Origin of the sequence: Serratia sp. BNK-10, assembly GCF_047456065.1 — a bacterium.
Classification (GTDB): Bacteria; Pseudomonadota; Gammaproteobacteria; order Enterobacterales; family Enterobacteriaceae; genus Serratia; species Serratia ureilytica.
Window position 1 is genome coordinate 4800742 of the sequence record NZ_CP179894.1, and the last position, 14036, is coordinate 4814777.

14 protein-coding genes are annotated in these 14036 nt (G+C 61.1%); 7 read left to right on the forward strand and 7 right to left on the reverse strand.

The window, feature by feature from the left end:
- Positions 1 to 43 precede the first annotated feature (43 nt).
- The 5 genes from cysE to ACMGG9_RS23070 all read right to left on the reverse strand — a co-directional run bounded on the left by cysE (position 44) and on the right by ACMGG9_RS23070 (position 3230).
- Positions 44 to 865 carry a serine O-acetyltransferase gene (cysE, locus tag ACMGG9_RS23050; protein WP_025304676.1) on the reverse strand — a complete coding sequence of 274 codons (822 nt, stop codon included), beginning with the start codon at positions 863 to 865 and terminating at the stop codon, positions 44 to 46.
- Between the two features lie 106 nt (positions 866 to 971).
- Positions 972 to 1991 (reverse strand): NAD(P)H-dependent glycerol-3-phosphate dehydrogenase, encoded by a 1020-nt coding sequence (gene gpsA, locus ACMGG9_RS23055; protein WP_033652244.1) that lies wholly within the window; start codon positions 1989 to 1991, stop codon positions 972 to 974.
- On the reverse strand, positions 1991 to 2461 hold the full coding sequence (gene secB, locus ACMGG9_RS23060) for a protein-export chaperone SecB (protein WP_004931139.1): 471 nt from the start codon (positions 2459 to 2461) through the stop codon (positions 1991 to 1993). Before secB ends, gpsA begins: the two co-directional genes overlap by 1 nt.
- 57 nt (positions 2462 to 2518) lie before the next feature.
- Positions 2519 to 2767, reverse strand: coding sequence for a glutaredoxin 3 (grxC, locus tag ACMGG9_RS23065; RefSeq protein WP_019452217.1), 249 nt, complete (start codon positions 2765 to 2767; stop codon positions 2519 to 2521).
- Between the two features lie 28 nt (positions 2768 to 2795).
- Complete coding sequence (locus ACMGG9_RS23070) at positions 2796 to 3230, reverse strand: rhodanese-like domain-containing protein (RefSeq protein WP_033645201.1); 435 nt, start codon at positions 3228 to 3230, stop codon at positions 2796 to 2798.
- Between the two features lie 297 nt (positions 3231 to 3527).
- Between ACMGG9_RS23070 and gpmM the strand changes: the two genes are divergently transcribed.
- Genes gpmM through ACMGG9_RS23085 form a run of 3 tightly spaced genes read left to right on the forward strand, consistent with a single transcriptional unit; the run spans position 3528 to position 7372 of the window.
- Entirely contained in the window at positions 3528 to 5072 is a 1545-nt protein-coding gene (gene gpmM, locus ACMGG9_RS23075) for a 2,3-bisphosphoglycerate-independent phosphoglycerate mutase (protein ID WP_414161747.1), read from the forward strand.
- A 9-nt stretch (positions 5073 to 5081) separates the two neighbouring features.
- Positions 5082 to 6416 (forward strand): murein hydrolase activator EnvC, encoded by a 1335-nt coding sequence (gene envC / locus ACMGG9_RS23080; protein WP_028128084.1) that lies wholly within the window; start codon positions 5082 to 5084, stop codon positions 6414 to 6416.
- Positions 6417 to 6418: 2 nt separating this feature from the next.
- A complete protein-coding gene (locus tag ACMGG9_RS23085; protein ID WP_047025852.1) occupies positions 6419 to 7372 on the forward strand; it encodes a divergent polysaccharide deacetylase family protein in 954 nt (317 codons plus the stop codon).
- Between the two features lie 41 nt (positions 7373 to 7413).
- Here the strand turns inward: ACMGG9_RS23085 and tdh are convergent, their stop codons facing one another.
- Complete coding sequence (gene tdh / locus ACMGG9_RS23090) at positions 7414 to 8439, reverse strand: L-threonine 3-dehydrogenase (protein ID WP_033645198.1); 1026 nt, start codon at positions 8437 to 8439, stop codon at positions 7414 to 7416.
- Positions 8440 to 8448: 9 nt separating this feature from the next.
- Entirely contained in the window at positions 8449 to 9645 is a 1197-nt protein-coding gene (gene kbl / locus ACMGG9_RS23095; RefSeq protein ID WP_033645197.1) for a glycine C-acetyltransferase, read from the reverse strand.
- A 240-nt stretch (positions 9646 to 9885) separates the two neighbouring features.
- Between kbl and rfaD the strand changes: the two genes are divergently transcribed.
- From rfaD to ACMGG9_RS23115, 4 genes are read left to right on the forward strand one after another with little or no spacing between them, the layout of a single operon-like run.
- A complete protein-coding gene (rfaD, locus tag ACMGG9_RS23100) occupies positions 9886 to 10815 on the forward strand; it encodes an ADP-glyceromanno-heptose 6-epimerase (RefSeq protein ID WP_033645196.1) in 930 nt (309 codons plus the stop codon).
- Between the two features lie 22 nt (positions 10816 to 10837).
- Entirely contained in the window at positions 10838 to 11884 is a 1047-nt protein-coding gene (gene rfaF / locus ACMGG9_RS23105; protein WP_099784775.1) for an ADP-heptose--LPS heptosyltransferase RfaF, read from the forward strand.
- A gap of 2 nt (positions 11885 to 11886) precedes the next feature.
- Positions 11887 to 12852: a lipopolysaccharide heptosyltransferase RfaC gene (rfaC, locus tag ACMGG9_RS23110; protein ID WP_164107319.1), complete on the forward strand. Its 966-nt coding sequence runs from the start codon at positions 11887 to 11889 to the stop codon at positions 12850 to 12852.
- The gene (locus ACMGG9_RS23115) at positions 12849 to 14015 is read left to right on the forward strand and encodes a glycosyltransferase (RefSeq protein WP_414161748.1); all 1167 of its coding nucleotides are present in this window, start codon (positions 12849 to 12851) and stop codon (positions 14013 to 14015) included. The genes rfaC and ACMGG9_RS23115 overlap by 4 nt, the downstream gene beginning before the upstream one ends.
- The last annotated feature ends 21 nt before the right edge of the window (positions 14016 to 14036 follow it).

Genomic DNA, 14036 nt, shown 5'->3' on the forward strand with positions numbered 1-14036 from the left:
AGGGGGAGCCGAAGCTCCACCTGAATGGATCCGCAGGCACGGCTTAGATGCCGTCGCCGTACTCGAATCCGTGGTTGGTGCCGTTGAAGTATTGATCCATATCCATCGACGGCGTATCGCTCTCCGGGCGCCCGACGATGCGCGCCGGTACGCCGGCGGCGGTGGTGTGCGGCGGCACCGCCTGCAAGACCACCGAGCCTGCGCCAATCTTGGCGCCCTTGCCCACTTCGATATTGCCGAGAATTTTGGCGCCGGCGCCAATCATCACCCCTTCGCGAATTTTCGGGTGACGGTCGCCGCTGGTTTTACCGGTACCGCCCAGGGTGACCGACTGCAGAATAGAAACGTTGTTTTCCACCACCGCCGTTTCACCAATCACGATGCCGGTGGCGTGGTCGAGCATGATGCCGCAGCCGATGGTCGCCGCCGGGTGGATGTCTACGCCGAAGGCGACGGAAATTTGATTTTGCAGGTAGATCGCCAGCGCTTGCCGCCCTTGCTGCCACAGCCAGTGGCCGATGCGGTAAGCCTGCAGCGCGTGAAACCCTTTCAGGTAAAGCAGCGGCGTGGAGTATTTATCGACCGCCGGGTCGCGCAGCCGCACCGCGAGAATATCGCGCGCCGCCGAAACGATCATCTGATTGTCGGACTTGTAGGCCTCTTCCACCACCTCGCGCACCGCGATGGCGGGCATGATCGGCGTCGCCAGCTTGTTGGCCAACATATAGCTGAGCGCGCTGCCCAGGTTCTCATGCTTGAGCAACGTCGCATGGAAAAAGCTGGCCAGCATCGGTTCACAATCAGCCAGTGCTCGCGCTTCTGATTTAATGCTGTTCCAGACCTGTTCCAACTCTTCTGACGACATCACATACCCCTTTGCCTTGCCAAACGGGCCGCTTCACACGGTGGCGCGGAGCGGCCCAGGTCATTTGCGGGGTCAGCATTCCGCTGCCCCGACATATCGTTTTATGTCACGCGCTGGGCTTTTCGTCCTTTCGGGCTCGCCCCAGCAGGCTCAGCGCCGCTTCGCGGGCGTCCTTGTTGCAGTAAAGCACCTGATAGATCTGTTCGGTGATCGGCATTTCCACGCCGTGCCGCTGCGCCAACGCCAACACCTCTTTGGTATTGCGATAGCCCTCGACCACCTGACCGATGCTGTCCTGCGCTTCCTGCACGCCTTTGCCCTGCCCCAGCATAATGCCGAAGCGGCGGTTGCGCGACTGGTTGTCCGTGCAGGTTAGCACCAGATCCCCCAGCCCCGCCATGCCCATGAACGTCGAAGGGTCGGCGCCCAGCGCAGAACCCAGACGGCTCATTTCCGCCAGCCCGCGCGTAATCAACGCGGTGCGGGCGTTGGCGCCGAAACCGATGCCGTCAGACATGCCGGCGCCGATGGCGATCACGTTCTTCACCGCGCCGCCAAGCTGAACGCCGATGAAGTCGGGATTGCTGTAGACGCGGAAGCTCTTGCCGCAGTGCAGCAGCTGTTGCAGATCGTCGGCGAACTGCGCATCGGTCGCCGCCAGCGCAATCGCCGTCGGCAGGCCGGCGGCCAGCTCTTTGGCGAACGTCGGCCCGGAGAGCACCGCCAGCGGGATCGCCTCGCCCAATGCCTCACGCGCCACGTCCTGCAGCAACCGGCCGGTTTCGGCCTCCAGCCCCTTGGTGGCCCACACGATGCGGGCGTCAGGGCGCAGATGCGGCTTCAGCTGGCGCAACACGTCGCCGAACACATGGCTCGGCACCACCACCAGCACGTCGCGGCTGGCAGCCAGCGCACGCGCCAAATCGGCTTCAAGCAGCAGGGTATCGGGGAAAGGAACGTCGGGCAGAAACGCCTGATTGCAGCGATCGCGCTGCAACGTTTGAATTTGCGCGGGGTTATGCCCCCACAACACCACGGTGTGGCCGTTACGCGCCAGCGTGATGGCCAATGCGGTGCCGTACGAGCCGGCACCGATGACAGTCATTGAAGCATTGACGGTGTTCATCAGGCATCCTGATGTGGTGCGGCACCTTCGCCTTCCGCCTGCTGCTGCAGATAGTTCATGAACAGCGCGTCAAAGTTGACCGGTGCCAGGTTCAGCTGCGGGAATGTGCCGCGGGAAACCAGGCTGGTGATGCACTCGCGCGCATACGGGAACAGGATGTTCGGGCAGTATGCGCCCAGGCAATGCGCCAGCTGCGTGCCTTCGATGCCTGCTACCGAGAAGATGCCCGCCTGTTGCACTTCGCACAGGAACGCCGTCTCTTCGCCCAGGGTCGCCGTCACGGTTACGCGCAGTACCACTTCATACACTTCGTCAGCCAGTTGGCTGGACGCGGTATCCAGATCAAGTTTAACTTCCGGCTGCCATTCCTGCTGGAAAACCTGCGGCGCGTTCGGCGCTTCGAAGGAGATGTCCTTGGTATAAATACGTTGGATCTGGAAAGCCATTTCAGTGCTGTTTTGTTCTGACATGTGAGTAATACCCTTGGTTAAACGTCCTTATTGACACTCGGTGAACCGGCAAGCTGCTTAAAGCAGCGGATCCAGGCCGCCGCGAGCATCGAGTTCATATAAATCATCACAGCCGCCGATATGCCGGCCGTCGATGAAAATCTGCGGCACGGTGGTGCGCCCGCTGCGCTCGATCATCACTTCGCGCTTAGCGCTATCGCCGTCGATGGCGATCTCGTTAAACGCCGCGCCCTTGCTGTTCAACAGCGCCTTGGCGCGATGGCAGAACGGGCAAGTCGCTTTGGTGTAGATATCAATGTTAGCCATGGATTGCCACCTCAAATAGGTTTAACGGTTACTTGCCGCGCACCAGCGGCAGGTTTTCTCCGCTCCAGCCGGCGATGCCGTCTTTCAGCATCGTCACCTTTTCAAAACCGGCCTTGCTCAGGTTCTCCGCCGGTTCGCGGGAGGCGGTGCCGTTGGCGCACACGACGATGATCGGCTGCGCTTTGTGTTTTTCCAGCTCGCCCAGGCTGCCGCTTTTGATTTCGCTGGCGGTCAGGTTGATGGCGCTGGCCAGGTGACCACGGCGAAAATCGTCGCGGCTGCGGGTGTCAACCACCACGGCATCTTCTTTGTTGATCAGGCGGATAGCTTCACCGCGAGCGATCTCTTTGACCTTGGAGAAACGGCTTTTGAAGGTCATGACGATCACGGCGACCAGCAGAGCGATCCAAGCCAGGCTCAGAATAGGGTGTCTGCTTACGAATGGCATAATTTCTTGCAGCATGGGGTGTAACAACTCCCGTCAGTTAAGGGATAAATAAGTCAAGGTTCCAGAGTATACCTGCCGAGTGCGGCAAATACAGCCAATAAGCAAGCGCGATTGTAGAAACTGCGGGCTGCGCTGAGAAATTCCCGAGGTCAGAGCATAAAAGCCCGCGCGATTCGCCGCAACCTTGATCTCTTTGGGCTATTTATCGCCGGTGGCGGTGTAAAATCAGCCGGTTTTTCGAGGGCGAACAGCCATGCTTCCGGCGGGCGCATGGCTATTCGCAGCTTAAAAAGTTCATAAGAGGTCAATGCAATGTCGAGCAACAAAAAACCGATGGTACTGGTGATCCTGGACGGTTACGGCCACCGTGAAGAGCGGCAGGACAACGCGATCCTGAACGCCGGCACCCCGGTGATGGATCGCCTGTGGCGGGAGCAGCCGCATACGCTGATCGCCGCTTCAGGACTGGATGTCGGCCTGCCCGACGGCCAAATGGGCAACTCCGAAGTCGGCCACGTCAACCTGGGCGCCGGGCGCATCGTATACCAGGATCTGACCCGGCTGGACAAAGCGATCGCCGACGGCGACTTCTTCGCCAATCCGGTCCTGACCGCCGCCGTCGATAAGGCCGTGGCGGCCGGCAAAGCGGTGCATATCATGGGCCTGCTGTCGCCGGGCGGCGTGCACAGCCACGACGAGCACATCCTGGCCATGATTAAACTGGCCGCCCGGCGCGGCGCCAAAGCCGTCTATCTGCATGCCTTCCTCGACGGACGCGACACGCCGCCGCGCAGCGCCGAAGCCCCGTTGCAGCGCTGCCGCGAGGCCTTCGCCACGCTGGGCGTCGGGCGCATCGCTTCACTCATTGGGCGCTACTACGCCATGGATCGCGACAACCGTTGGGATCGCGTGCAGCTGGCCTATGACCTGCTGACCGCGGCCAAAGGCGACTACGTGGCCGACGATGCGGTAGCCGGTTTGCAGGCCGCCTACCAGCGCGGTGAAAACGACGAGTTCGTCAAACCGACCGTCATTCGCGCCGCCGGCGAGGCCGATGCCGCGATGCAGGACGGCGATGCGTTGATCTTCATGAACTTCCGCGCTGACCGCGCGCGCCAGATCACCCGCGCCTTCGTGAACGCGGATTTCGACGGTTTCCCACGCGCCAAACAGGTGCAGTTCGGCGATTTCGTGATGCTGACCGAGTACGCCGCCGACATCGACACCGCCTGCGCCTATCCGCCGGCGTCGCTGGCCAACACCTTCGGCGAATGGCTGATGAAGCACGACAAAACCCAGCTGCGCATCTCGGAAACCGAAAAATACGCCCACGTCACCTTCTTCTATAACGGCGGCGTGGAAGCGCCGTTCAAAGGGGAAGACCGCGTGCTGGTCAATTCGCCGAAGGTCGCCACCTACGATCTGCAGCCTGAGATGAGCGCCGCCGAGCTGACCGACAAACTGTTGACCGCCATCCGCAGCGGCAAATACGACGCCATTATCTGCAACTACCCGAACGGCGACATGGTGGGGCATACCGGCGTGTATGAAGCGGCGGTCAAAGCGGTGGAAACGCTGGACGCCTGCATCGCCCAAGTGGTTGACGCGGTGCGCGACGTCGACGGTCAGTTGCTGATCACCGCCGATCACGGCAACGCCGAGCAGATGCGCGATCCGGCCACCGGCCAGGCGCATACCTCCCACACCAGCCTGCCGGTGCCGCTGATTTACGTCGGCAAACCGGCGCAGGCGGTCGAAGGCGGCAAGCTTTCGGACATCGCGCCAACCCTGTTAACGCTCATGGGAATGGAAATCCCGCAAGAGATGACTGGTAAGCCGCTGTTCATCGTGGAATAATCCTTCTCCATGAGGGAGAAGGCGTTTTTTGCACTATCAAGGGTAACCCGAAGCGCAAACGCAGGCAGCCGGCCGCTGCCTGAACGCACCGCGCCAAGGACGTTCACCGCCATGTGCGCCAGCGTATTTTGCGCTGGCGTATTGCTGTTGCCGCTCGCCGGCCAGGCGGCGGAAGACAATAAATCCCAGCTGAAAGACATTCAGCAGAGCATCGCCGAGAAAGAAAAAGCGGTGAAGCAGCAGCAACAGCAGCGCAGCTCGCTGCAGGATCAGCTGCGGCAGCAGGAAAAAACCATCGCCCAGGCCAGCCGCCAGTTGCGCGACACCCAGGGCACGCTCACCCAGTTGGGCAAGGACATTTCCGGCCTGAACGCCTCGATCGCCAAGCTGCAAAAGCAGCAATCGACCCAGCAAAACCTCCTCGCCAAACAGCTTGACGCCGCCTTCCGGCAAGGGCAGCACAGCGCCGTGCAGCTGATCCTCAGCGGTGAAGAAAGCCAGCGCAGCGAACGTATTCTGGCCTATTTCGGTTATCTGAACGAAGCGCGCCAGAAAACCATCGAAGAGCTGAAACAGACCCGCGCCGAGCTGGCGAAGCAAAAAACCACGCTGGTGGCCAAACAGGGCCAGCAAAAATCCTTACTGAGCGAACAACAGACGCAGCAGCAGAAGCTGGAGCAGGCGCGCGGCGCCCGCAAGAAAACGCTGACCGCGCTGGAAGCCTCGCTGGAAAAAGACCAACAACGCCTGGTGGAACTGCGCCAAAACGAAGCCCGCATGCGCGACAAGATCGCCCGGGCGGAGCGCGAAGCCCGTGCGCGCGCCGAACGCGAAGCGCGTGAAGCGGCCAAGGTGCGCGAACAGGTGCGCATCAAGGAACAGCAGGCGAAGAAAACCGGCACCACCTACAAACCTAGCGAAGCCGATCGCTCGCTGATGGCGCGAACCGGCGGCCTCGGCCGTCCGGCCGGCCAGCTGATGTGGCCGGTGCGCGGCCGCACGCTGCACGGCTTTGGCGAGCAGCAGCAGGGCGAGCTACGCTGGAAAGGCATGGTGATCGAAGCCCGCGAAGGCAGCGAAGTGAAAGCCGTCGCCGATGGCCGCGTGCTGCTGGCCGACTGGCTGCAAGGCTATGGCCTGATGGTGGTGGTCGAACACGGTAAAGGTGACATGAGCGTGTACGGCTATAACCAAAGCGCGTTGGTCAACGTCGGGGCGCAGGTGCGCGCCGGCCAGCCGATCGCTCTGGTCGGCACCAGCGGCGGCCAGGGAACGCCGTCGCTCTATTTCGAAATCCGTCGTCAGGGACAGGCGGTTAACCCACTGCCGTGGTTGGGAAGATAGATTTGCGCTATGTCAAAACCCGTACAGCTCTGTTAATGGGCTGTCTGCTGCAGGCTTACGCTGCGCAGGCAGGAAAACTCTCCATCGTCATCGATGACGTGGGCTACCGCCCCCACGAAGAAAATGCGGTGCTGCAAATGCCGACGGCGATCTCGGTCGCAGTCTTGCCCAACGCGCCGCACGCCCGCCTGATGGCCACCCGCGCCCACAGCCAGGGCCGCGAAGTGCTGATCCACATGCCGATGGCCCCGCTCAGCAAGCAGCCGCTGGAGCGCGATACCCTGCAGCCCGCCATGAGCAGCGACGAGATCCAGCGCATCATCCGCAACGCGGTGAACAACGTGCCTTACGCGGTCGGCATGAACAACCACATGGGCAGCGCCATGACCTCCAGCCTGCCGGGCATGCAGAAAGTGATGCAAGCGCTCGAAAGCTACCGTCTGTACTTCCTCGACAGCATGACCATCGGCAACAGCCAGGCGACCCGCGCCGCGGCCGGCACCGGCGTGAAGGTGATCAAACGCAAGGTGTTCCTCGACGATACCGCGAACGAAGCCGATATCCGCCGTCAGTTCAACCGCGCGGTTGAACTGGCGCGGCGCAACGGTTCCGCCATCGCCATCGGCCACCCGCGCCCGGCAACGGTGAAAGTGCTGCAGCAGATGCTGCCGTCGCTGCCCGCCGATATCGTGCTGGTCAAACCGAGCGCGCTGCTGAACGAACCGCAGGGCAACGGTGGCGGCAGCTACGTCCCGCCGCCGGTCAAACCGCAAAAACCGCAGCCGAAGAACCCGTTCAGCGGCGGCATCAAACAGTGCAAGGTCAAACCGCCGAAGGAAAAAACCAACGCCGGCACCGCGCTGGGCGTTATCGCCGACAGCATTGCCACCTCGCCGCCGGTGACCTTCATCAAGCGTCATTGGCAGCACTGGACGCAAACCAAACCGCAAGCATAAAAAAAGGGCCGGAATTCCGGCCCTTTTCACGCCTGCCGAGATCAATCCCAGCTCAGCACCACTTTGCCCGACTTGCCGGAGCGCATGGCGTCGAAGCCCTGCTGGAACTCGTCGATCGAGAAACGGTGGGTGATGATCGGGGTCAAATCCAGACCGGACTGGATCAGCGCCGCCATCTTGTACCAGGTCTCAAACATTTCGCGGCCGTAAATCCCTTTGATAAACAGCCCTTTGAAAATCACCTGGTTCCAGTCGATCGACATATCCGAAGGCGGAATGCCCAGCATGGCGATGCGCCCGCCGTGGTTCATGGCGTTCAGCAGCGTGCGGAACGCCGGCGGCGCGCCGGACATTTCCAGACCGACGTCGAATCCTTCGGTCATGCCCAGCTCGGCCATCACGTCGTTGAGGTTTTCCTTGCTGACGTTCACCGCGCGGGTCACGCCCATCTTGCGCGCCAGTTCCAGACGGTATTCGTTAACGTCGGTGATCACCACATGACGGGCGCCGACGTGTTTGCACACCGCCGCCGCCATGATGCCGATCGGGCCGGCGCCGGACACCAGCACGTCTTCCCCGACCAGATCGAACGACAGCGCGGTATGCACCGCGTTGCCGAACGGATCGAAGATCGAAGCCAGTTCGTCGGAGATGTTATCCGGGATCTTGAAGGCATTGAACGCCGGGATCACCAGATATTCCGCGAAGCTGCCCGGACGGTTCACGCCCACGCCGATGGTGTTGCGGCACAGGTGCGTGCGGCCGCCGCGGCAGTTGCGGCAGTGGCCGCAGGTGATGTGGCCTTCGCCGGACACGCGATCGCCGATGCTGAAGCCTTTGACTTCCTGACCGATCGCCACCACTTCGCCCACGTATTCATGGCCGACCACCATCGGAACCGGAATGGTTTTTTGCGACCACTCGTCCCAGTTGTAGATATGCACATCGGTGCCGCAGATCGCGGTTTTGCGGATTTTGATCATGATGTCGTTGTGGCCCAGCTCCGGCTGAGGCACGTCGGTCATCCAAATCCCTTCTTCCGCTTTCAGTTTTGACAGTGCTTTCATGGTTTTACCTTATGCAATAACGCCAAGATCCTTACCGATACGTGTAAACGCCGCCACTGCGCGTTCGATTTGCTCCGGGGTGTGGTCGGCGGACATCTGGGTGCGGATGCGCGCCTGGCCTTTCGGCACCACCGGATAGAAGAAACCGGTCACATAGATGCCTTCCTTGAGCAACGCATTGGCGAATTCCTGCGCCAGCTTCGCCTCCCCCAGCATGACCGGGATGATGGCGTGATCGGCGCCGGCCAGGGTGAAGCCGGCGGCGGTCATTTTTTCGCGGAACAGACGCGCGTTGGCCCACAGGCGATCGCGCAGCGCATCGCCCTCTTCCAACAGTTCCAGCACTTTGATCGACGCGGCGACGATCGCCGGCGCCAGCGAGTTGGAGAACAGGTACGGGCGCGAACGCTGGCGCAGCCACTCCACCACTTCTTTCTTGGCGGCGGTGTAGCCGCCGGACGCGCCGCCCAGCGCCTTGCCTAACGTACCGGTAATGATATCGACGCGGCCCATCACTTCGCAGTATTCATGGGTGCCGCGCCCGTTGGCGCCGACAAAGCCCACCGCGTGGGAGTCATCCACCATCACCAGCGCCTGATACTCGTCCGCCAGATCGCAAACCCCTTTCAGGTTGGCGATCACGCCGTCCATCGAGAACACGCCGTCGGTGGCGATCAGAATGTGGCGCGCGCCGTCGGCTTTGGCCTGTTTCAGCTGCGCGGCCAGCTCGGCCATGTCGTTATTGGCGTAGCGATAGCGCTTGGCCTTGCACAGCCGCACGCCGTCGATGATCGACGCATGGTTCAACGCATCGGAGATAATGGCGTCTTCCGGACCGAGCAGGGTTTCGAACAGCCCGCCGTTGGCGTCGAAGCAAGAGGAGTACAGGATCGCGTCTTCCATGCCCAAAAAGGCCGCCAGTTTCTGTTCGAGCTGCTTGTGGCTGTCCTGGGTGCCGCAGATGAAGCGCACCGACGCCATGCCGAAACCGTGGCTGTCCATCCCCGATTTGGCGGCGGCGATCAGCGCCGGATGGTTGGCCAGGCCCAGGTAGTTATTGGCGCAGAAGTTGATCACATGGCTGCCGTCGGCGACGGCGATGTCCGCTTGTTGCGCGGAGGTAATGATGCGTTCTTCCTTGAACAGCCCTTCACTGCGCGTGGCGGCAAGCTGTTGTTCCAACTGCTGATAAAAAGACGCTGACATTCGGTTATCTCCAGGATTGGGCTAATTGCGGCATATTTTACTGATTTGTAACCAAACTGACGAGAATGCGCGGGAGAGAATATTAAAATTGCAGCAGATATCACGGCAAACGGCGGACTTCAATGGCAATGCGGGATATTCGGAGCCCTTCCGCTGTTTGCCGCGGCATGAAATGCTATGATAACCGCCATTGAGCGTGGGGCATTGTGCCCCACCAGGCAGCTTAGCAGGGGTAACCCAATGATTATCGTTACTGGCGGCGCCGGCATGATCGGCAGCAACATCATTAAGGCACTGAACGACAAGGGATATCGCGATATCCTGGTGGTGGACAACCTGAAAGACGGCACCAAGTTCGTCAACCTGGTCGATCTGGACATCGCCGACTATATCGATAAAGAAGACTTTATCGCCAGCATCGTGGCCGGCGACGATCTGGGCGAGATCGAAGCGGTGTTCCACGAAGGCGCCTGCTCTGCGACCACCGAGTGGGACGGCAAGTACATGATGGACAACAACTATCAGTACTCCAAAGACCTGCTGCACTACTGCCTGGATCGCGAGATTCCGTTCCTGTATGCCTCCTCCGCCGCCACTTACGGCGGCCGCGAAGAGTTTATCGAAGAGCGTCAGTATGAAGCGCCGCTCAACGTGTACGGCTATTCCAAATTCCTGTTCGATCAGTACGTGCGTGAGATCCTGCCAGAAGCGGACTCGCAGATCTGCGGCTTCCGCTACTTCAACGTTTACGGCCCGCGCGAAGGCCACAAAGGCAGCATGGCCAGCGTCGCCTTCCACCTGAACACCCAGATCAACCGCGGCGAAAACCCGAAACTGTTCGCCGGCAGCGAAAACTTCAAGCGTGACTTCATCTACGTCGGCGACGTGGCGGCGGTCAACCTGTGGTTCTGGGAAACCGGCAAATCCGGCATCTTCAACTGCGGCACCGGCCGGGCGGAAACCTTCCAGGCGGTGGCTGACGCGGTGGTGGACTTCCATCAGCAAGGCGCGGTGGAATACATCGAGTTCCCGGAGAAGCTGAAGGGCCGCTATCAGGCGTACACCCAGGCCGATCTGACCAAGCTGCGCGCTGCCGGCTACGACGCACCGTTCAAAACGGTCGCCGAAGGCGTGAAAGAGTACATGGCCTGGTTGAACCGCACCGCATAAGCTGAAGGAATTAACGCTGGGTATGAAAATACTGGTTATCGGCCCTTCTTGGGTTGGCGACATGATGATGTCGCAAAGTCTCTATCGCACCCTGAAGGCCGAATACCCGTCGGCGGAGATCGATGTGATGGCGCCGGCCTGGTGCCGCCCGTTGCTGGCGCGCATGCCGGAAGTCAATCAGGCGCTGGCGATGCCGCTGGGCCACGGCGCGCTGGGGCTCGGCGAACGCCGCCGCCTGGGGCGCGCTCTGCGCGCCAACCGTTACGATCGCGCTTACGTTCTGCCCAACTCGTTCAAATCCGCGCTGGTGCCTTTCTTCGCCGATATCCCGCAACGCACCGGCTGGCGGGGCGAAATGCGCTACGGCCTGCTGAACGACGTGCGCGTGCTCGACAAGGCCGCTTTCCCGCTGATGGTGCAGCGCTATGTGGCGCTGGCCTATGACAAAGGCCGCGTTCAGCGCGCCGGCGATCTGCCGCAGCCGCTGCTGTGGCCGCAGCTGCGGGTGAGCGACGAAGAGATCGCCGAAACCACCTCAGCTTTCAACCTGACCGACAGCCGCCCGATCGTCGGCTTCTGCCCAGGCGCGGAGTTCGGCCCCGCCAAGCGCTGGCCGCACTATCACTACGCGGCGCTGGCTCAACGGCTGATCGAGAGCGGCTATCAAATCGCGCTGTTCGGTTCGGCAAAAGACCATGAGGCCGGCGAACAGATCCGCGCCGCGTTGCAGGACGACGCGCGCGATTTCTGCCTTAATCTGGCCGGAAAAACCCAGCTGGAGCAGGCGGTGATCCTGATCGCGGCCTGCCGGGCGGTGGTCAGCAACGACTCCGGTTTAATGCACGTTGCCGCAGCGTTGAACAAACCGCTGATAGCCTTGTACGGCCCAAGCAGCCCCGACTTCACGCCGCCGCTCTCCGACAAGGCGCGGGTGATTCGCTTGATCAGCGGCTACCACAAGGTGCGTAAGGGCGATGCCGAACAGGGGTATCACCAAAGTTTGATCGATATTCAGCCGCAGCAAGTGTTGGATGCGCTGACGCCGTTGCTTGTCGCCAGCGAGGAATAGTCATGCAGGTGTTAATCGTAAAAACGTCCTCGATGGGAGACGTGCTGCATACGCTGCCCGCCCTGACCGATGCGCTGCAGGCCATTCCCGATATCCGCTTCGACTGGGTAGTGGAAGAAGGTTTCAGCCAAATCCCCACCTGGCACCCGGCGGTGGATCGCGTGATCCCGGTGGCCATTCGCCGCTGGCGCAAAAACTGGTTCGGCAGCGACACCCGACAGCAGCGCTGCGACTTCAAGCGCGCGCTGCAAGAACGCCGTTACGACGTGGTGATCGACGCGCAGGGCCTGATTAAAAGCGCCGCGCTGATCACGCGCGTCGCCAAGGGCAACAAACATGGCCCGGACTGCAAAAGCGCGCGCGAACCGTTCGCCAGCTGGTTCTACAACGTGCGCCATGAGATAGACAAACGGCAGCACGCAGTGGAACGCACGCGCGAGCTGTTCGCCAAAAGCCTCGGCTACGATAAACCGGGCAGCTACGGCGACTATGCCATCGCCGCGCGCTTTCTCAGCCAGCCGCCGGCCGATGCCGGTCAATATCTGGTGTTTTTGCACGCTACGACCCGCGACGACAAGCATTGGCCGGAGCAGAACTGGCGCGAGCTGATCGCGCTGACGGTCGACAGCGGGCTGAAGATCAAACTGCCCTGGGGGGCGGAGCATGAACATCAGCGCGCGCTGCGGTTGGCGGAAGGTTTCCCACATGTCGAGGTGCTGCCGAAGCTCAGCCTGCAGCAGGTGGCTGACGTGCTGGCGGGCGCCAGGGGCGTGGTCTCGGTCGACACCGGGCTCAGCCATTTGACCGCCGCGCTCGATAAACCGAACATCACGCTGTTTGGGCCGACCGATCCCGGCCTGATCGGCGGCTACGGGCAAAATCAGCACTCGCTGATTTCGCCGGAAAAAAGCATGGCGACAATCGACGCCGATACGGCATGGCAGGCGTTGCAAAAGGTTATAGCATGAAAAAACTGCACATTATCAACCTGGGTAAAATGGGCGGCGTCGAGCGCCTGTTCCTGCAGTACATCAACGATACCACCGACGGCAGCAACCAGGTCCTGTGCATCAGCGGCGACATCGGCGAGGAGATCCGCCGCCAGTTGCCGGCGCACCAGCCCGTCACCTTCGCCAACCGCCTGATCAATGCGCTGCCGCTGCGCTGCCCGCAGTTCCTGCGAAAATTTCTGTTGAAGTGGAAAATCGAGCGGGCCAACGCCGACGTGATGATCGTCTGGGACCTGGTGCCGGGGCTGGCGGCCAAACCCAAGCGCGGCAAGCTGGTTTACTACGATCACGGCTGCTCCTGGCGCTACCCGAAAAATCAAAAGACGCTGCGTTTCTTCGCCATGCTGGACGGCGTGATTTCCGCCTCACACGCCTCGAAACGGGTGATGGAGCTGCGCTTTAATCTGCCTTGCCCAAACCACGTGGTGATCAACCGCATCAAGACGCCGGCGGGGATCGACAACACGCCGAAAACGCTGTCACAGCCGATCAGAATCGGCACCGCCTCGCGTCTGGTCAGCCTGAAAGGCATCAGCGTTTCATTATTGATGATGCAGGAACTGCTGCGACGCGGGCATGACGTCACGCTGGAAGTGGCCGGCAAAGGGCCGGATCGCGCGGCGTTCGAGACGCTGGCGGCCCGGCTCCAGCTCGGCGATCGCGTCACCTTCAGCGGTTACCAGGATGACGTCGCCGGCTTCTTCAATCGCACGCACATCTACATGAGCACGCCGATCACCGAGCCGTTCGGCTTGTCCTGCATGGAATCGCTCTATTTCGGCGTGCCGGTCATCTTCCCGCAGGTTGACGGCCAGCCGGAAGCGGTGAAAGACGGCATCTGCGGCATTGGCCTGGTTCCGTCGGTCACCATCGAACAACACCGGCAGCTCACCGATATCGAGGTCGACTTCCCGCATGAAGTCTACGATCCGTTAACCGACAGCCTGGTATCGCCCAAGCTGTTGTCGCATATCGACTGCGCGGATGCCGTTGAGACATTGCTGGCGGGCGAAACCTACCAGACGTTGAGCCGAAACGCGCAGCGCTATCCTGCTGAACATTTCAACTATGCTCAGTTCAAAGCTGAGTTTGACGACACGCTGCGATCCTTCATCGTTTAATCAACACGTGAGCCGGAAAAC

Bases quoted from the DNA above. Each gene is read 5' to 3' on its own strand.
- ACMGG9_RS23070 (WP_033645201.1), bottom strand. From the start codon at position 3,230: ATGCTGCAAGAAATTATGCCATTCGTAAGCAGACACCCTATTCTGAGC.
- secB (WP_004931139.1), bottom strand. From the start codon at position 2,461: ATGTCAGAACAAAACAGCACTGAAATGGCTTTCCAGATCCAACGTATT.
- envC (WP_028128084.1), top strand. From the start codon at position 5,082: ATGAGGGAGAAGGCGTTTTTTGCACTATCAAGGGTAACCCGAAGCGCA.
- gpmM (WP_414161747.1), top strand. From the start codon at position 3,528: ATGTCGAGCAACAAAAAACCGATGGTACTGGTGATCCTGGACGGTTAC.
- kbl (WP_033645197.1), bottom strand. From the start codon at position 9,645: ATGTCAGCGTCTTTTTATCAGCAGTTGGAACAACAGCTTGCCGCCACG.
- ACMGG9_RS23115 (WP_414161748.1), top strand. From the start codon at position 12,849: ATGAAAAAACTGCACATTATCAACCTGGGTAAAATGGGCGGCGTCGAG.
- gpsA (WP_033652244.1), bottom strand. From the start codon at position 1,991: ATGAACACCGTCAATGCTTCAATGACTGTCATCGGTGCCGGCTCGTAC.
- grxC (WP_019452217.1), bottom strand. From the start codon at position 2,767: ATGGCTAACATTGATATCTACACCAAAGCGACTTGCCCGTTCTGCCAT.
- cysE (WP_025304676.1), bottom strand. From the start codon at position 865: ATGTCGTCAGAAGAGTTGGAACAGGTCTGGAACAGCATTAAATCAGAA.
- rfaD (WP_033645196.1), top strand. From the start codon at position 9,886: ATGATTATCGTTACTGGCGGCGCCGGCATGATCGGCAGCAACATCATT.
- rfaF (WP_099784775.1), top strand. From the start codon at position 10,838: ATGAAAATACTGGTTATCGGCCCTTCTTGGGTTGGCGACATGATGATG.
- rfaC (WP_164107319.1), top strand. From the start codon at position 11,887: ATGCAGGTGTTAATCGTAAAAACGTCCTCGATGGGAGACGTGCTGCAT.
- tdh (WP_033645198.1), bottom strand. From the start codon at position 8,439: ATGAAAGCACTGTCAAAACTGAAAGCGGAAGAAGGGATTTGGATGACC.